The sequence below is a fragment of the Candidatus Chloroploca mongolica genome (genome assembly GCF_004762035.2).
GTDB lineage: Bacteria > Chloroflexota > Chloroflexia > Chloroflexales > Chloroflexaceae > Chloroploca > Chloroploca mongolica.
The window spans coordinates 1-16241 of sequence record NZ_SIJK02000083.1; the positions used below are offsets into that span (position 1 = coordinate 1).

Here is a 16241-nt window from a genome sequence, read left to right on the forward strand (position 1 = left end):
TCAGTCGGCTTCCGGCTCAGCCGACTGAAGTCGGCACTACCTGATGTCATGCTGAGCACAGCGAAGCATCTCTGCCGTGGGGACGCCTGAGACCCTTTGCGCCTTTGCGCCTTTGCGTCAAATGTTGCCGCAGGCACTTTCCTCTAGTCTACACCAAAACCTGTACTCTGGATTGAGGCGAACTGGTGCGGAAGGCTGATGCCGACGTTTATCTGTATGCGCTATGATAACGCATAGAACGAACGCAACGTGAAGGAACTCTCTGATCATGCAAACCGCAAAACCTCAACTTGATGTGAAAGGTATCGTGAGCTTTATCGTGCTCGCCAGCGGCCTCGGCTGGCTTGTGGTCAGCCCTCTCTGGCTGAGTGGGCAGGGCTTGCAGCATCCGCTTGTTGGCCTGATCCTCCCGCTCCTGATGTTCACGCCGGCCCTTGCGACCTTCATTGTCACCAGATGGATCAGCCGCCCCCCTCAAGGTATACGCACTGCCACCGGTTTGCGCCTGGGCAAAGGGTATCGCTGGGGCTGGTACTGGCTCTTTGCGTGGGTTGGCATTACGCTTATGGTCTTTGCCAGCCCCTTTGTCGCTGCGCTCTTTGGCGTCTATCAACTCGATCTACAGGCATTTTCTGGATTTGCCGCCAATGTCGATCAGGCTGGCGGGCTACCCGCAGGCATGTCCGTCCAGATGATCGTGCTGATCCAGCTTGCGACCGTATTGATTGCCCCGATCCTCAACGGGCTCTTCACCTTTGGCGAAGAGTGGGGCTGGCGCGGCTATCTGCTCCCCCAACTCTTGCCCCTCGGCCAGTGGCCTGCCCTGTTGATCAGCGGGGTGATCTGGGGGCTCTGGCATGCCCCGGTGATCCTGCTTGGCTACAACTACCCTGACCATCTCGCCACCGGCTGGCTGATCATGGTCGCGATGACCACGGTCTGGGGCATTCTGCTCGGCTGGACCCGTCTGGCAACCGGGAGCGTCTGGCCTGCGGTGATTGGGCATGGTGCGCTCAACGGGGCCGCTGGCATTGTCTTCTTGCTGCACGCCGAAGGCACAACCTTTGATACCGCCCTCGTTGGCGTCACCGGGGTCACCGGCTGGATCATCCCCCTGCTCTTCATCGGGGTGCTGATCCTGACCAGGCAACTCCCGGTACGCAATGCGCCGGATGCCGCGCATATGGCAGCAGAGCCAGCACCCACGGTATCTCAGGTAGCCGCATAGATTGCTTCGTGCTGGGCGGCAATGGTGGACCAGTCAAAACTGGTTGCCAGCTGCCGCCCTGCCGCCGCCAGGCTTGCCTGTAAGGGCGCGTCGCTCGCCAGGCGACGCAACGCTTCAGCGAGTGCCGGCGCATCGCCAGGCGGCACAAAGAGCACCGCTTCGCGCAGCAGGGTCACCGTCGCTGCGTCGGCTGGCGTCGTCGTAATGACAGGGCACCCATGTGCCAGCGCCGCCAGCAGGCTCCCCCGCCGGAACGAGGCCCCATCGGCATAAGGTAGCGCCATGCAATCAGCACTCAACAGGTGCGCCGAGACAAACTCGTTGGTGACATGACCCGTGAGAATGGTTCGCCGCGCAAACTCTTTCTGGCTCACCCGTGTGCGCAACGCCGACGCATAGGTCACATCCTGGGGCGCCGTCGCCGCGCCGCCAATCATGATCAAGCGCCAGGGCAGGTCAGACCCTTCGAGTGCATCGAGAATGAGATGCGCCCCTTTGGTGGGTGAGAGTAACCCAAAAAAGGCGACGACAAATTCATCAGGCCTGATCCCCAGCATCGCACGCCACTCTTCACGCAGGAAAGCCTGCGGCGGCGCAACCGCCATATTCGAGCCAAGCGGAATATGCGCTGCCCGATAGCGGGCCAGCGCCTGCGCATCGGCGCTGGTGGTGGCAATGACTGCGTCGGCATCAGCCGCAAGCCGGTGATGCACCCAATCGCGCAACGGGCCAGCTTTGGGCAGAAGATAGGGGCGCAAGAGATCGTGAAAGGTGACCGCAACGCGCAACCGAGGGCGCAGCCCCCGCAGACGCCAGGGCAACAGATTGATGCCGGCTTGCATCCCATAGGCACCCGTCTGATACTGAAGATGCAGCCAGTCGGGGCGCAGTACATCAAGCGTCGCAATGAGCGCAGGCCAGCACCGGGCTGACCAATCGAGCCCTGTTCCCGCCGCCGTCAGGACTTCACGCTGATGGCCCTCCGCGAGCCGATAGAGCACGAGAGTGCCCCCTTCAATAGTGAGCACCATGACAGTATAGCCACGGGCATCAAGGGCCTGCGCAAGGCACCGGGTATAATCACCAACGCCCCCCGGTACCGGTGGATACTCGCCGGTCAACAAAAGAATGCTGCGCGCCTGCATACCTATCGTCCTCTCAATGTGCCATTCATCCAGTAATACGCTCCACGGTGTCGCCAACGACGCACCTTCATGAGTCTGTGAACTACGTGTTCTTATATGCCTCTGGCACAGCCAATCCGTCGCACGCTTGGCGTCCAGATGCGGCCTCAATACCCTTTGCGCCTTTGCGCCTTTGCGTCAAATCATCAGACAACTTCGTTGAGAGACTATTCAGGCCTGTCGTCCTATCAAGCCCTCGGCAAGGGCACGCAAATGGGCATGGGCCGCTTCAGCGGGTGTCCCGGCAACGGTCTTTATCTGATCGAGCGACGCAAAAGCGGCGGCATGATGTTCACGGGCCTGCGCCGCACAGAAGGCGCGTGCGTCAACCCCGTCAAGAATCGCCAGCGCCTGCGCAACCGCAGCATCGTCCATGGTTGCACCACGATAGATCCGCGCCAGTTCGTCGCGGTGCGGGCTATGCGCCAGCGCATACACGACCGGCAGACTGACCTTTTTCCTGACCAGATCCGCCGCAGGCGGCTTGCCGGTCAACTCCGGTGCGCCCCAGATCCCCAGAATATCATCTTCGATCTGGAAGGCGAGGCCGACACTCCGCCCAAAATCACGCAGCGCAGTGACGGTAATCGGCGAGGCCCCCGCCACGATCGCCCCGAGCTCACACGCACCGGCAACCAAAATCGCTGTCTTGCGCGCAATCATCATCAGATATGCTTCGGGATCAATACTCAAATCACCCTCGAAACTCAGATCAAGAAACTGACCTTCGCAGATCTGCAAAATAACTTCATCAAAGCGATGTAACACCGCAAGGACGCGCTCTGGGGGCACCCCGGTCGCGGTTAGGCCGTGGATCGCCAGGTGCGCCAGGACAAACATCCCATCGCCGGCATTGATACCCTGGGCGAGCCCCCACAACGACCAGAGCGTGGGGCGACCACGCCGGGTCGCACTGTCGTCCTCGATATCATCGTGGATCAGCGTAAAGTCGTGCAGCAACTGAATCCCGGCCGCCAGCGGCAACGCCTGCGCCGGATCACCACCCGCCGCCTGGCATGCCAGCAAAACAAGGTGAGGACGGATCAGCTTGCCAGGATCAGACTCGGTGAGAGCCAGGTGCTCATCGCGCCAACCAAGGTGATACTCCTGCATCTGATAAAAGCGTGCCAGCCGGGCCTCGACCGATGGAAAGACGGCACGCATGGCCGCCTGAATGGCTCCTCGTGTATCAGGTTGCATCAGGTTTCTCTCAGCTAAAGCCCTTACAGGCTACCGTTTTCTATAGTACGAGTAACACTAGTAAATACCGCATTCTAATGCATTGGATAGCCCGTAACAAGCGAGACAAAGATCATGGATGACTGTAACCTCTACGTAATCCTTATGCATTGTTTGAGACGAGAGCGCCTAGTACACTGCATCATATGTAAGGCGGTAGGAGCACGGGCCAACCAGATCGAACATGTGAATGTTGACCCGAGGATCACCAGCCTTGAGCCACAGATTCTGCTCTAGGGAAAGGATTGCATTCATGCCACTGAATATGCGCTTTCGTTTCAGCCCGGCCAAAGACGGTCTCGTCAAAGTCCTCGGCCCGCTGGAGACTGATATTATGCAAATTGTCTGGCAAGAAGACCGTAGTACCGTCAAACATGTTCACCGGAGCCTGTCACAGAACCGTGAGATTGCCTATACAACGGTGATGACAACGATGAGCCGCCTCGCTGAAAAAGGGGTACTCAACCGTCATCGTGAAGGGTTGGCCTATGTCTATTCGCCAGCTATCACCGAAGATGACTTTGTGCAAATGGTCGTCCATCAGGTGCTCGATGGCCTGATGGACGAGTATAGCGATACCGCCATTGACTATATGGTTGACTATCTTGCGCGCAACAATCCTGCCGAACTCGAGCGCCTGCACCAGACCATCAGAGCACGTACCAATATCTAACTGCTCGCGCCCCCCCACTGCCCTCACCCTTTGCTAGCAACACATGCCAGTCGCCCTGGCATATGCTGCCAGCAAAGGACGGGCAAGCGGTGACGTGCATGGGAAACCCGCGCTTACCCCTCTACCTCCCCCCAGAGATCGTACGCCGTTGCTTGCGTGACCTGAACCCGAGCAAACTCGCCAACTGGCGGGTTGCCCCACACAAAAACCTGACCATCAACTTCGGGCGCATCGCGGAACGAGCGTCCCACCGCAAGGGGACGACCATCATCGTCAGTGCCATGCCCTTCAATCAAGACCGGGAGCGTACGCCCGACCCAGCGGGTCATGCGCTGCTGCGAAATCCCCTGTTGCAACTGCATCAGCGTATGCCAACGTCGCTCGATGACCTGCGGGCGCACCTGATCAGGTAGCGTCGCGGCATGGGTTCCTGGTTCTTGCGAATAACGAAACGCCCCAACGCGGTCAAGTTGCATCGTTTCGAGGAACGTGAGCAGCGCCCGAAACTCTTCAGGGGTCTCACCAGGAAACCCGACAATAAACGTCGAGCGCAGCGCCAGATCGGGCATCGCGGCACGCATCGTCGTCAATAACGCCATCGTACGTTCGGTATCGGGGGGGCGTCGCATCCGGCGCAGCGTCGCAGGATGGGCATGCTGCAGGGGCATGTCGAGGTATTTGACGATCTGTGGGTGGTCAGCCATCACCTGAATGAGGCGCTCGGAAATCCCGTGCGGATAGGCATACATCAGCCGGATCCAAGTCGTTTCAGGCACCACCTGACAAAGTTCCTCGAGCAAAAGCGCGAGGCCATCGCGCAGGCCAAGATCACGGCCATAATCAGTCAAATGCTGCGCCACCAGCACCAGTTCACGCACACCGTGCTGCACCAGTTCACGCGCCTCGGCGAGCACCGCCCCGACCGGTTTCGAAGCCATGTCGCCCTTGAAGCTCGGGATGGTACAGAAGGCGCACCGCAAATTGCAGCCATCAGAGATCTTGAGGTAGGCGGAAGGTGTGCTACGCGTACGCCGGATCTGAGTCGTGCGCCAATCGGCGTAGCCTGGCAAGGGTGGCACCTCGGCCACTGGCGCAGGGGCAGGTTGCAGACTGAGCACCGGGATGGCCTGACCCTGTTTCGTCGTACGTGCGGTCGTGCCCCCAACCAGATCGGCAATCCGCATCCATTGCTGCGTCGAAAGCGTCTGATCGACCCCTGGCACTGCCGCCACCAGTTCACCGTGCGACTGAGCCATACAACCCGCCGCAATCAACTGCTGACCTTCGCGCTTGCCACTGGCGAGTTCACGCAGCACCCCGAGCGTCTCTTCACGCGCCGCAGCAATGAAGCTACACGTATTGACAATAATCACATCGGCTTCATCCGCCGTGGTTGCCTGCGTATGACCCGCCTCAGCAAGCAGGCCGTCCATCCCCTCGCTATCAACTGCATTCTTGGGACAACCCAGGGTAACAAGATGGTATTTCACAGTATATCTTTACTCTAGCGATAGTTGGTAAACTGGAGGGGGACCTCAATCGTATCCTGGGCGTCACGGAGGAACTGAATGATCGCCTGCAACTCATCACGGCTTTTCGACGTAACGCGCAGGGTCTCGCCCTGAATGCGGGGTTGAACCTTAGGAAACGCATCACGGATCATTTTGGCAAGCTTCTTCGCAAGATCGCTATTGATCCCCTTGCGAAGCGTCGCCGTCTGCGCGACTCTTGCCCCACTGACATCCTGCATCTTGCCATGGTCGAGAATCTTGAGGGACAACTGACGACGCAGCATTTTGGTCTCAAGGATATCACGCACACTCCGCAGGCTCAGTTCATTATCGGTCGTTATCACCAACTCAGTCTTGCTCAACTCAAGCGTCGTACGGGTGTCCTTGAGATCATAGCGCGTATTGATCTCGCGGAGCGCCTGATCGACCGCATTGACCAGTTCCTGGTGATCAAAATCAGAGACAACATCAAAGCTATTTTCTGCAGCCATACCTCTACCTTATAAGATCGCAGCTTAATTCGACGGCCAAGCCCAGTTGACTGGTTGACCGGCAACCTGCCCAAGCGGGCCCTGTTGCAGACCATTGACCGTCACGAGCACATCAGGCGGATTACCCGCCCGCACGAGCACGCGGCGCTGAGCGGTAAAACTCAAACGCTCGCCAGCGCGCATAATGCCTTCAAACGCAACATTGCCATCAGTCTGCACCCGCACCCACGAGTTCTCATTGCCACGGACACTTGGAATGACCACTTCAAGCGCAATTGGGGCCGAAGAAGTCGGTGTCGGTACTTCCGGTGAAGACACGCCAGCGCCACCGGGCCTGGAGACAGGCGGGACGGCCGTTGCCGCAGGACGTGGCGCATCGGGGTCAACTGCCGCCCCCCCTGCAACCGGTGGTATGATCATCACCGGAGGTACAGGCGGCGAGGTTGGCAGCGCCGCCGTGGGCATCACTGGGAGCGGCGAAGGCGTCGACACCACCACCGGCTCAACCTGGGCAACCGTTGCGTGATCGCCAATGCGCCCCACCGCATTCAAAGCAATATAGGTAAGCCCGATCAGAGCTACCGTCACAAAAAAGACGCCAAAGAAACTTGGCAACACATACGAGCGCTTCCGTGATGGCTTGGCCAGAGGCAAGACCCGTATCGGATCAGTACCCCCACGCTCGTGGCGATAGAGTTCAATCATCTCATCAGGAACCAACCCGAGATACTGCGCATAATTGCGGATAAAGCCGCGTATCGTCACATCACCAGGTAAGCGCTGGAAAGCACCTTCTTCAAGGGCAATGAGCGACTGCTGCAAAATCCTTGTATCCATTGACGCCTGGGCCAACGAAAGCCCTTGACCCTCACGGGCCTGGCGAAACCGCGCCCCGAGTTCACTCATCTGTATCCTCATGATGCAAGGCGACTATGTACGAGCATGTACCTACCTGTATAAACGTGGGAGCAAAGGAGAATAGGCCAGACTAGGCTAGGAAGAGGTATTGAGAAGTGGCGGCCAAAGCAATGCTATTATACCATGCCAGGTATAGCCCCCTGACATGGTGCGCCTCTAGGAATCGCGCTGATGCGGGAGAAAACAGCCAACTTCGTTGGCTGTTTTCTCCCGCATCAGCAAGTGATTTATAGCAACCGAAGGTAGAGAACAATGAACCCTTTCATAAGAGTCAACGCCGGCAGCATCGATTGGCTCGCACGATGGCGCGAGATGTATGATGCCGAACGCGCCCAGGGCGAGGCAGCCACCGATCCGGCCTTTCGTCGCCAGAGTGATTGCTGGACTGGCCGCGCCGAACGGTTTGCAGCGACGAGTCGCCGCATCGAACAGCCTGATGCCTTTATGCAATTGCTGGCCCCACGCCTGCAACCAACCGACCGTGTGCTTGATGTTGGGGCAGGGACGGGACGCTATGTGCCGTTCCTCGCGCAGCACGTAGCCAAGGTGATTGCAGTTGAACCGTCACCCGCGATGCGGACGGAACTTGAATTGACACTTGACCGCGAACAGGTAACGAACGTGCAGGTCTGCCCTGAAAACTGGCCGCTGCGCGAGCCGATCCAGGCTGAGGTAGTGCTCTCGGCCCACGTCGTCTATGGTGTGCGCGAGATTGGTCCGTTTCTTACCGCGCTTGATGCAGCTGCGACCCGTCTCTGTGTGCTCTTTCTTGGACTCAAACATCCAACGGCAGTGCTCGCCCCCTTCTGGGAGCGGGTGCATGGCGAGCCACGTTTGCCGTTGCCTGCTGCGCTCGAAACGCTGGCGGCTTGTCACCAACTTGGGCTACCCGCCAACCTTGAACTCGTTCCGGCGGGGCGACCGTTCCGTTTTGCCGGGATTGAAGAAGCGCTCGAAGAGTTGCAGGTACGGCTGCGCCTTGGGCCAGATCCGCAATGGGAAGCGACCCTTCGTCAGGCCATTGCCGATCTGCTCGTGATGACCCCCGAGGGTGCGCTGGCCCCACGCCACGCCCCGAGCCATGCCGCCGTGATCTGGTGGACGCCGACATCGCGATAGCCACACCGCTCAGCGCAGGCTCACGCGAAGACGCGAAGACGCGAAGGGTTAAGCTTACCTACGCAAAAACCTTTGCGCCTTTGCGCCTTTGCGTCAAAAGAGCCGCCTTCTTTGCAAGGTATTGTGCCTAAGCCAGGTATTCATTCGGTCGGGTAGCGGGCAACCTGCGCATTGGCACGACGGATGACCATATGGCCTGCCCGCTGACGAACTTCTTCGATGACACGCTGGCGGTCAATGGTGCGTAACTGGCGGCCCTGCATCAAGATACGCCCAGCGACAATGACGGTATCAACATCGGTCGCCCGTGCGCTATAGAGCAACGTAGCGGCCGGGTTGTGCATCGGTTGCAGATGCGGTGCATCGTGTCCAATCAACACAACATCAGCCTGGTACCCAACGCGCAATTCGCCCGTCACCCCAGCAAGACCAAGTGCGTGGGCACCTTCGCGGGTCGCGAGGGCGAGGGCTTCGCCAAGGGGCAGAATATGGGCATCCCGACGCGTATGTTTCTCAAGCAGGGCGATCAAGCGGGCGGCTTCCAACAGATCATAGCTGTTACTACTCGCGGCACCATCACTGCCAAGCCCGACAGTCAGACCAAGCTGACGCATCTGCACAACCGGCGTGACCCCAAGCGCCATCTTGAGTTCAGTCTTGGGGGTACTGACCACCCGCACATCAGAGGCAGCGAGGATCGCCAGATCTTCCTGGGTAGGATGCGCCAGGTGCGCCGCTAACGTAGGCACCTCAAAGAGGCCGGCATCACGCACCAGAGCCACCGGCGTCTTGCCGTGATGCGCCAGGCTCTGCGCTACCTGGTCAGCCGTCTCAGCAAGGTGCAGGTGAACCCCAAGCCCGCGTTGACGGGCCTCCTCTGCGGTACGTTGCAGCAGGGCTGGCGTACAGGTATAGGGCGAATGTGGCCCAAGGCCCGTCGTGATGCGCCCCGCAGCCGATCCTTGCCAGCGCTCGGCAAAGGCCACACTGGTCGCCAACTGCTCGTTCTCCTGTGGCCCACTAAAGAAGACCTGCGCAAGATAGGCCCGCATACCCGCCACGTCAACGGCGCGCGCGACTTCGTCCATCGCAAAATAGTGATCAGCAACACAGGTCACGCCGGCCTCGATCATCTCGGCAAACCCGAGGAGGCTGCCCCAATAGACATCCTCCGCCGACAGGTTCATCTCCATCGGCCAGATGTAGTCGTTAAACCAGGACTCAACGGCCACATCTTCGGCGACCCCGCGCAGCAGACTCATCGCGGTATGGGCATGGGCATTGATCAGGCCGGGGATGGCGAGTTTGCCCTGGGCATCAAGCACCTCACGGGCGAGCCCGGGGCTTATGGTAGGCGCAATGGCGACGATACGACCATCAGTGATTGCCAGCGCATGCCCGGGCAAGAAACTGGCAGAAGGTCCATCGAGTTGAAGAATGTCGGCATTGATCACCAGAAGATCGTACATGAACCTTGTTGCTTCCTCTCAAACAATGATACTGGATTGTAGAACAGAATCGGCAAAGGGGCAAGTGGATGGCTCGCACACAAATCAGCTATGCTGATTTGTGTGCGAGCGAAGGGGGGAACTGGGGCCGCAGGCCCCCGAATCCGCAGCCCGAGGCAGTCTATGTTACAATATTCACGACTCCGAAGAGGAGGAGGATGCTGATGAATAGTGAAGTGTTGCGACTGCTTTTGACGGTTGCCCTGATGTTTTTGTTGCTCAAACAAGCCGGACGAGCGATGCCTGGTTCGCGTCGGCGGCTTGCGTTTGGGCTTGGGGCAGGTGGCATTGGCACCATTGCCGTGATGAATGCCTTGGTGGCAATGCAGTTTGGCGCGACATGGCTTTATCCTGTGCTGAGCCTGACTGGCTTTGCGTTGTTGGCGGGCAGTGTGCTGGCGCTGGTTTTTGCGTATCGCGGGGGCGAGCTTGATGAACAATTTCGCCAGGTGCGTGCCTCAACCCTCGCCGAACGTGAACGGCGCGAGCATAAAGAACGTGGTGAATAGTAGGTGAAAGCGCTATGAAGCTAGAGCTTGAGTTGATCGGTCAACAGGCACGCCAGGCAGCACGGTACCTGGGCTTGCTGAGCACCGAAGCCAAAAATGAGGCGCTGCTGGCTATTGCCGATGCCCTTGAGGACGCCCACGAGCCCATTCTGGCGGCCAATGCTGCCGATCTTGCGGCGGCCCGTGCCGCCGGCACCAGCGCGGCGTTGCTTGATCGCATGCTTTTGACCCCCGCCCGCCTCACGGCAATTGCCGAAGATACGCGTCGCCTGGCAGTGTTGCCTGATCCGGTTGGGCGGCGCTATGATGAACAGCACATGACGAACGGGCTCACGCTCGGCAAGCAGCGTGTCCCATTCGGGGTGATCGGGGTGATCTATGAGGCCCGCCCGAATGTGACGGTTGATATTGCGGCGATCTGCCTCAAGACGGGCAATGCGACGATTATGCGCGGCGGCAGCGATATTGCCCACAGTGTCGGTGCCCTGACAACGGTGATTACAAGCGCCCTTGAACGGGTCGGGTTGCCTACCGCAGCCGTGCAGAGTCTGACTGATCCTGATCGCGACCTTGTGCGTGCTCTGTTACGCCTCGATCGTTATGTAGATATGATCATTCCGCGGGGCGGGGCGGGGCTCCACCGTTTCTGCCTGGAAAACGCGACCGTGCCGGTCATCACCGGGGGCATCGGGGTGGTGCATCTCTTTGTCGAGGCCAGCGCCGATCTTGAACGGGCGGTGCCGCTGATCCACAATGCCAAAGTGCAACGCCCGAGTGTCTGCAATGCGCTCGATACCCTGTTGGTGCAGCGCTCGATTGCCCCAGCATTGCTGCCCCGTGTAGCCGCGTCGCTCTGCGCTGATGGCGTTGAGTTGCGCTGCGATCCGGCAAGCCTGGCGATCCTGACGCCCCATCCTGATGCCCCAGTTTGGCCGCTTGTCCCGGCTGAAGCAGGTGATTTTGGTACCGAGTTCGTCGATCTGATCCTGTCGATCAAGGTCGTTGAGGACATCGATGCGGCCCTTCAACATATCCATACCTATAGCTCAGGCCATACCGAAGCGATCCTGACCGAAGACGCGGCGATGGCAAAACGCTTTACCGACGAGGTTGACGCCGGGGCGGTCTTTGTCAATGCGAGTACCCGTTTTAATGATGGAGGTCAGTTTGGCCTCGGGGCCGAAGTCGCTGTTTCGACCCAGAAATTGCACTGGCGTGGGCCGATGGGGCTTGAGGCGTTGACGACCTTTAAGTGGGTCGGTTCAGGTGACTACCTGAGCCGTGATTGATGGTCGATCAACGACGTTTTCTGATATGCTCCCGAAGGGAGTGCCGGCTTCAGCCGGCTGATGAATATTCAATCGTACATCGGGTCTGTGGTAGTGCCGACTTCAGTCGGCTGAGCCGGAAGCCGACTGAAGTCGGCACTACCTGATGTCATTCTTAAAACTCATCAGCCGGCACGCCCTGATTTCTTCATAAGCACGAGCTTGCTCTGGATGATACGATGACTTATCGGTTGCGTCTGGCCCATTGTTATCCATCACATATGTCGATCTACGGTGATCGGGGCAATGTCATTGCGCTGGTGCAACGCTGCGCATGGCGCGGCATTGCGCTTGATGTGACCCCGATCGAGCCGGGCGATGCGGTTGATTGGTCGTCCTTCGATCTGGCCTTTTTTGGCGGCGGTCAGGATAGCGGCCAAGCGCTGATTGTCCAGGATCTCTTTGAACGCCAGCGGGCAGGCTTCTGTGCTGCGATCGAAGCTGATCTGGTGTTACTGGCAATCTGTGGGGGCTATCAGTTGCTCGGGAACTACTTTTTGACCCACACCGGCGAACGCCTCCCAGGACTCGGCATCCTCGATCTGCATACCGTTGGGGGCAAGCAACGTCTCATTGGCAATGTCGTTGTCGAAGCAACGTTTGGCCATGGCCCGCCAGTTCACCTGGTTGGCTTTGAGAATCACAGTGGCCGTACCTATCACGGCGCTGGCGTACGTTCGCTCGGGCGTGTCGTCGTGGGTCACGGTGATAATGGCGAAGACGGGGTGGGCGGCTCGGTCTATCGCAATACCTACGGCTGTTATCTGCACGGCTCGCTCCTGCCCAAAAATCCGCAACTGACCGATCATTTGATCCGGTTGGCCTTGCAGCGACGGTATGGATCTGAGGCGAAACTAACGCCATTGGAGGCCCGGCTCGAAATGCATGCGCAACAGACGATGCTCAAGCGTCTGCTGCCGCGAAGACTTTTTCGGCGCTCGTAGTTGAAGGTTTGGCTCCACGACAGCCCGCATTGGCGGGGGGTAGGGGCTTGGTTCTCCTCACAAACATAATCCGTAAGGAAAAACGCATGCACACGCTCGTTACAGGTGGAACAATCGACGAAGAAGAGGTCGCAGCAGCGCTGGCGGTGGTCGCGGCAGTGCTTGAAAGCGAAGCGGCAGCGCTAGCGCAGCCAGGTGCGCCGGCGATGCCAGGCTGGGTCGTTGGCGCACGCCTGATCGCCCAGGGCCTGCGGCCTACCCGCGTGCCTGCGGTACCGCGCTGGCATACGATCGAACGCCTTCGGCGGGCCGAGCGTGCTGGCACAGGCATTGTTGGGCAATAGGCAACCGAAGGCCTCACCCTTGCAAGACCCACGCCTTCCACGCGGCTTCAAGCTCGTCAAAGTTGCGCCCATAGGTACCAACATAATCGGCTGAGCCAGGTTGCCCCTGGCCCGTTACATAGAGCGCATCAAATGCCTCACGCCCATAGGTCTCGATCAGATATTCCACAAAGCTCGCCCACTGGTAGTAGAGCTTGTTCATATCGCTGATCGGCAACCCGACATAGCTGATGCCAAGAGGCAATTCTTCGCCTCGGCTGAGCCACGGCGCAACAAAGGCACGAAAATGGGGTGCATCACCAAGCCAGTAGCGGCCAGCGCCCCAGGTTGCAATGCCCTCGGCTAAGACCAGGTCGGCCTGCAAATGACGGTCACCGTAATAGTCGTGACAGAGTTGATGCACAAACTCGTGCGCCAGAATATTCACAGCACGGTTGAGAGGGAGCGTCGGGCACGTAAAGACTTGCACCCGGCGCACATCGGTATACGCAATGCCGTGGAGCCCACAGCCTGGCTCGAGGCCAACATAGACGTCAAGCGGGCTCTGTGGGGCCATCGCGGTGCGCTGCACAACATAGGCCAGCGCCTGATCTAGATCTACGGCCACGCGCTCGTGAGCTTGAGGGTCGAGCAAACCCTCGGCAACAGAGAGCCTGAGCAGCCCCATCTGGCCGGTATAATTGCCACTGAGCGGCCAGGGTGTCGGCGTTGCGCCTGGTGGCATCGGACGTTCAACACCCGCCGGGAGTTGCACAGCCGAGTTGGGGGCAAAGCGCGTCGTCGTCCTTCCGCCGGCAAAGAGCGCGGCCAGGAGGATCAAGAGCGAGCCAAGGGCTAGCGGGCCAAGGGCCGATTGAGGAATTTTGGGCCAGGAAGACATCGCTCTCGCTCTTTCATTATCGCTCTGTGCGCGATAGTGTCATTACTCGACGATCACCTGATAACTTGCCCGCTCGGTCGTATGCGGCGTCGTTGGCACGACAACAAGCACAAGCTCTTCTTCAGGGTTGAGCGAGGTTGCTACTGAGCCATTCTGATCAACGGCAAGATTCTCTACCCGATACGTCCCATCGGACAACTTCCGCACCAGCCGCAATTGCCATAGCTGCGGCAACTCACCCGCCACACGCACAAAACCTTCGGCCTGCCAGGAACTCGGCCCATCATCGACCTGATCAAAGAAACCCAGTTCAGGAATCTGCAGATTATCGAGCAGCATACCCGGGGCATTGAAGCCTTGATCATTGATCTGCCAGAAACGCAACAGGATCGTCTGACCCACATACGGCGTCAGATCCATCGTCTCTTCAACCCAGCGCCCACGCACGCTCTCTTCCAGACGAAACCCTGGCTGCCCACTGATGCCCGTGATCCCATGCCCATAATTGAGCCCCTGCGGATCATCAGTCGTCGTCAACCGCCCTGGCAGGGTCTCCCAGGTACGGCCACCGTCAGTAGAAACCGTTACGAATGCATAGTCGTAATCATGCTCGATTTCGTACCAGGTCGCAAAACGGAGGGTCGCACGCGTCAATTCGCGCAGATCAAACTCGCGGGTAAGCGTCGCCACCGAATCGTCACTCCGGCCACTCCACCAGGCATACTGCCCAGGGATCGCGACAGCCGTCAGGGGGATCGTCGTTGCGCCCTCAAACGTGAGGCTGGTGCTGCCAGGCGGAACAAAGAGGTAAGCAGCCCCGAACTGGGCCAGCGTCATCGCAAAACGGCTCTTGATCGTCGTGATCTGGGCACGTGACGGCAACAGATCGGGCAACTCGTGGCCGGTCGCGTAGGTATAACGGCCATCACCGACGGTCGGATCGTCAATCAGATTCGCGACCGCCCAATCGGCCACCATTTCACCAAAACTGGCATAGCCCGGGCGTGTCTCGTTCGCCAGATCAACAAAGGCCTGCAAATTATTGCCCGCATTCGCCTGCACCAGTGGGCGGATCTGAGCTTCGCCAGCATACTGGGCATAGATATAACGCATCCAGAGATGCGCGGCACCGTAGTGTGCCCCTGACGCACCAGGGCTGACCCGCCACGCCGTCAACTGGGTATCGGTATTGTAGAGATAGAGCGGGATAAAACCGGTATCAACAAAGCCATTGAGATCCTCAGCGAGCTGCGAGGCCCCCTCGTTAAACCAGGTCGCACTGCCGGGTTGCTCGTGTTGATGGATCATATGCTGAAACTCGTGGGCCAGCACCGTCAAATAATTGGGATCATCAAACGGCATCAACGCAAGATTCATAAAGAACATCTCGCGTTCATTGCTAAAGCGATTGATCTGCCGTGGCAACGAATCTTGCGAAGAGTAGTAGCCAAGCACACGGCCACTCGGATCACGTGCATTGAGGATCGTAATGCGCAGATCCCCATCGACCCCTGGTTGAAGCTCTGAACCAAAAATTTCACGGGTACGTGGATAGATCTCCTCTTCAAAGGCGCGAGCTGCCCGCTCGAGATCTTCTTGCACATAGGGCAAGCCCGTCTCGACATACATCAAAAGCACCGGCCCGGCATAGCGCAACTCGGCGTCAAGCGAAAGATGCGTATTATCGCGGAGATCGGTGACAAAAAAGGGCTCAACCTGTCCAACCTCAACCTCAAGCGGTGACGTCCGGGCCACCCGAGGGCAGGCATCAAGCGTTGCACGGCACGGCCCCAGGGCAAGTGCAAGCTCGATCTGATCACGCAAACGGCGCGGCGACGCCTCAATGAGGGCAATGGGATCGCGATCAGCGTCTTTCGCTGGGAGCGACGAGGCGGGCGTTGGTGCAACGGGCACAGCGGTCGGCGAGGGTTCAACGGTCGGCAGCGCCACAGCAGTCGGCGCTGAAACGGTGGGTTCCGTTGGAACCAGCGTCGGCGTTGCCCCAACGAAAGGCGCTTCCGTCGCCAGCGGCGCACCGGCAAGGCTCGTCGGATCGGGGCTTATTGCAACGTGATCACCAGCAAACCCGCAGGCAACGAGCACAAACAGCGCAAGCGGCAGCCAAAACAGACGTTTCTTCATAGCCTTATTGTAGCGCTATCTGCTACCTGGATGCAACTGCGTGTGGCAAAGCCGCACGCAGTTGCATCGTCCGTGCATGCACCCCACCAGGGCACCCGCAAGGGGTGCCCGTACACCGGGCCCGGCCCCCGGACCGGTAGGCTTTTGGGGGTAGGGTTTTTTATCCACGCGCCGAGGGAGCGACATGACGTTCGTTTTTTTCGCACGAAGGTGGCGGTGTCGT

The 16241-nt window shown here is 59.0% G+C and carries 15 protein-coding genes; 7 read left to right on the forward strand and 8 right to left on the reverse strand.

Annotated elements, in window-relative coordinates; genetic code table 11:
• The first annotated feature begins 268 nt into the window (after positions 1-268).
• Positions 269-1228 (forward strand): CPBP family intramembrane glutamic endopeptidase, encoded by a 960-nt coding sequence (locus tag EYB53_RS23255; protein ID WP_135481611.1) that lies wholly within the window; start codon positions 269-271, stop codon positions 1226-1228.
• On the opposite strand, the gene EYB53_RS23260 is transcribed toward EYB53_RS23255, so the two are convergent.
• Entirely contained in the window at positions 1213-2373 is a 1161-nt protein-coding gene (locus tag EYB53_RS23260) for a glycosyltransferase family 4 protein (protein WP_135481613.1), read from the reverse strand. The two genes, EYB53_RS23255 and EYB53_RS23260, sit on opposite strands and share 16 nt — an antisense overlap.
• A 210-nt stretch (positions 2374-2583) precedes the next feature.
• Positions 2584-3612 (reverse strand): polyprenyl synthetase family protein, encoded by a 1029-nt coding sequence (locus tag EYB53_RS23265; protein WP_135481615.1) that lies wholly within the window; start codon positions 3610-3612, stop codon positions 2584-2586.
• 292 nt (positions 3613-3904) lie between these two features.
• On the opposite strand from EYB53_RS23265, the gene EYB53_RS23270 reads away from it, so the two are divergent.
• A complete protein-coding gene (locus EYB53_RS23270) occupies positions 3905-4324 on the forward strand; it encodes a BlaI/MecI/CopY family transcriptional regulator (RefSeq protein ID WP_097652525.1) in 420 nt (139 codons plus the stop codon).
• A 113-nt stretch (positions 4325-4437) separates the two neighbouring features.
• Here the strand turns inward: EYB53_RS23270 and rimO are convergent, their stop codons facing one another.
• The 3 genes from rimO to EYB53_RS23285 are packed head-to-tail and all read right to left on the reverse strand — an operon-like array spanning position 4438 to position 7232.
• Positions 4438-5814: a 30S ribosomal protein S12 methylthiotransferase RimO gene (gene rimO / locus EYB53_RS23275; RefSeq protein ID WP_135481617.1), complete on the reverse strand. Its 1377-nt coding sequence runs from the start codon at positions 5812-5814 to the stop codon at positions 4438-4440.
• A 14-nt stretch (positions 5815-5828) separates the two neighbouring features.
• Complete coding sequence (locus EYB53_RS23280; protein WP_135481619.1) at positions 5829-6326, reverse strand: YajQ family cyclic di-GMP-binding protein; 498 nt, start codon at positions 6324-6326, stop codon at positions 5829-5831.
• Between the two features lie 24 nt (positions 6327-6350).
• Positions 6351-7232 carry a helix-turn-helix domain-containing protein gene (locus tag EYB53_RS23285; protein ID WP_135481622.1) on the reverse strand — a complete coding sequence of 294 codons (882 nt, stop codon included), beginning with the start codon at positions 7230-7232 and terminating at the stop codon, positions 6351-6353.
• Between the two features lie 264 nt (positions 7233-7496).
• On the opposite strand from EYB53_RS23285, the gene EYB53_RS23290 reads away from it, so the two are divergent.
• Entirely contained in the window at positions 7497-8363 is an 867-nt protein-coding gene (locus EYB53_RS23290; RefSeq protein WP_135481624.1) for a class I SAM-dependent methyltransferase, read from the forward strand.
• Between the two features lie 140 nt (positions 8364-8503).
• Here the strand turns inward: EYB53_RS23290 and EYB53_RS23295 are convergent, their stop codons facing one another.
• On the reverse strand, positions 8504-9832 hold the full coding sequence (locus EYB53_RS23295) for an amidohydrolase family protein (RefSeq protein ID WP_135481626.1): 1329 nt from the start codon (positions 9830-9832) through the stop codon (positions 8504-8506).
• 203 nt (positions 9833-10035) lie between these two features.
• Here EYB53_RS23295 and EYB53_RS23300 point away from each other — a divergent pair, with 203 nt between their 5' ends.
• The 4 genes from EYB53_RS23300 to EYB53_RS23315 all read left to right on the forward strand — a co-directional run bounded on the left by EYB53_RS23300 (position 10036) and on the right by EYB53_RS23315 (position 12996).
• Complete coding sequence (locus tag EYB53_RS23300; RefSeq protein WP_135481629.1) at positions 10036-10380, forward strand: hypothetical protein; 345 nt, start codon at positions 10036-10038, stop codon at positions 10378-10380.
• Positions 10381-10394: 14 nt separating this feature from the next.
• The gene (locus EYB53_RS23305) at positions 10395-11669 is read left to right on the forward strand and encodes a glutamate-5-semialdehyde dehydrogenase (RefSeq protein ID WP_135481631.1); all 1275 of its coding nucleotides are present in this window, start codon (positions 10395-10397) and stop codon (positions 11667-11669) included.
• A gap of 218 nt (positions 11670-11887) precedes the next feature.
• The gene (locus tag EYB53_RS23310; protein ID WP_135481634.1) at positions 11888-12652 is read left to right on the forward strand and encodes a type 1 glutamine amidotransferase; all 765 of its coding nucleotides are present in this window, start codon (positions 11888-11890) and stop codon (positions 12650-12652) included.
• 86 nt (positions 12653-12738) lie between these two features.
• The gene (locus tag EYB53_RS23315; RefSeq protein ID WP_135481636.1) at positions 12739-12996 is read left to right on the forward strand and encodes a hypothetical protein; all 258 of its coding nucleotides are present in this window, start codon (positions 12739-12741) and stop codon (positions 12994-12996) included.
• Between the two features lie 13 nt (positions 12997-13009).
• Here EYB53_RS23315 and EYB53_RS23320 read toward each other — a convergent pair whose 3' ends face one another.
• Together EYB53_RS23320 and EYB53_RS23325 are read right to left on the reverse strand one after the other, a co-directional pair.
• Positions 13010-13876, reverse strand: a complete 867-nt coding sequence (locus tag EYB53_RS23320) for a hypothetical protein (protein WP_135481638.1) — start codon at positions 13874-13876, stop codon at positions 13010-13012.
• A gap of 42 nt (positions 13877-13918) precedes the next feature.
• On the reverse strand, positions 13919-16018 hold the full coding sequence (locus tag EYB53_RS23325) for an immune inhibitor A domain-containing protein (protein ID WP_135481639.1): 2100 nt from the start codon (positions 16016-16018) through the stop codon (positions 13919-13921).
• Positions 16019-16241: the final 223 nt, after the last annotated feature.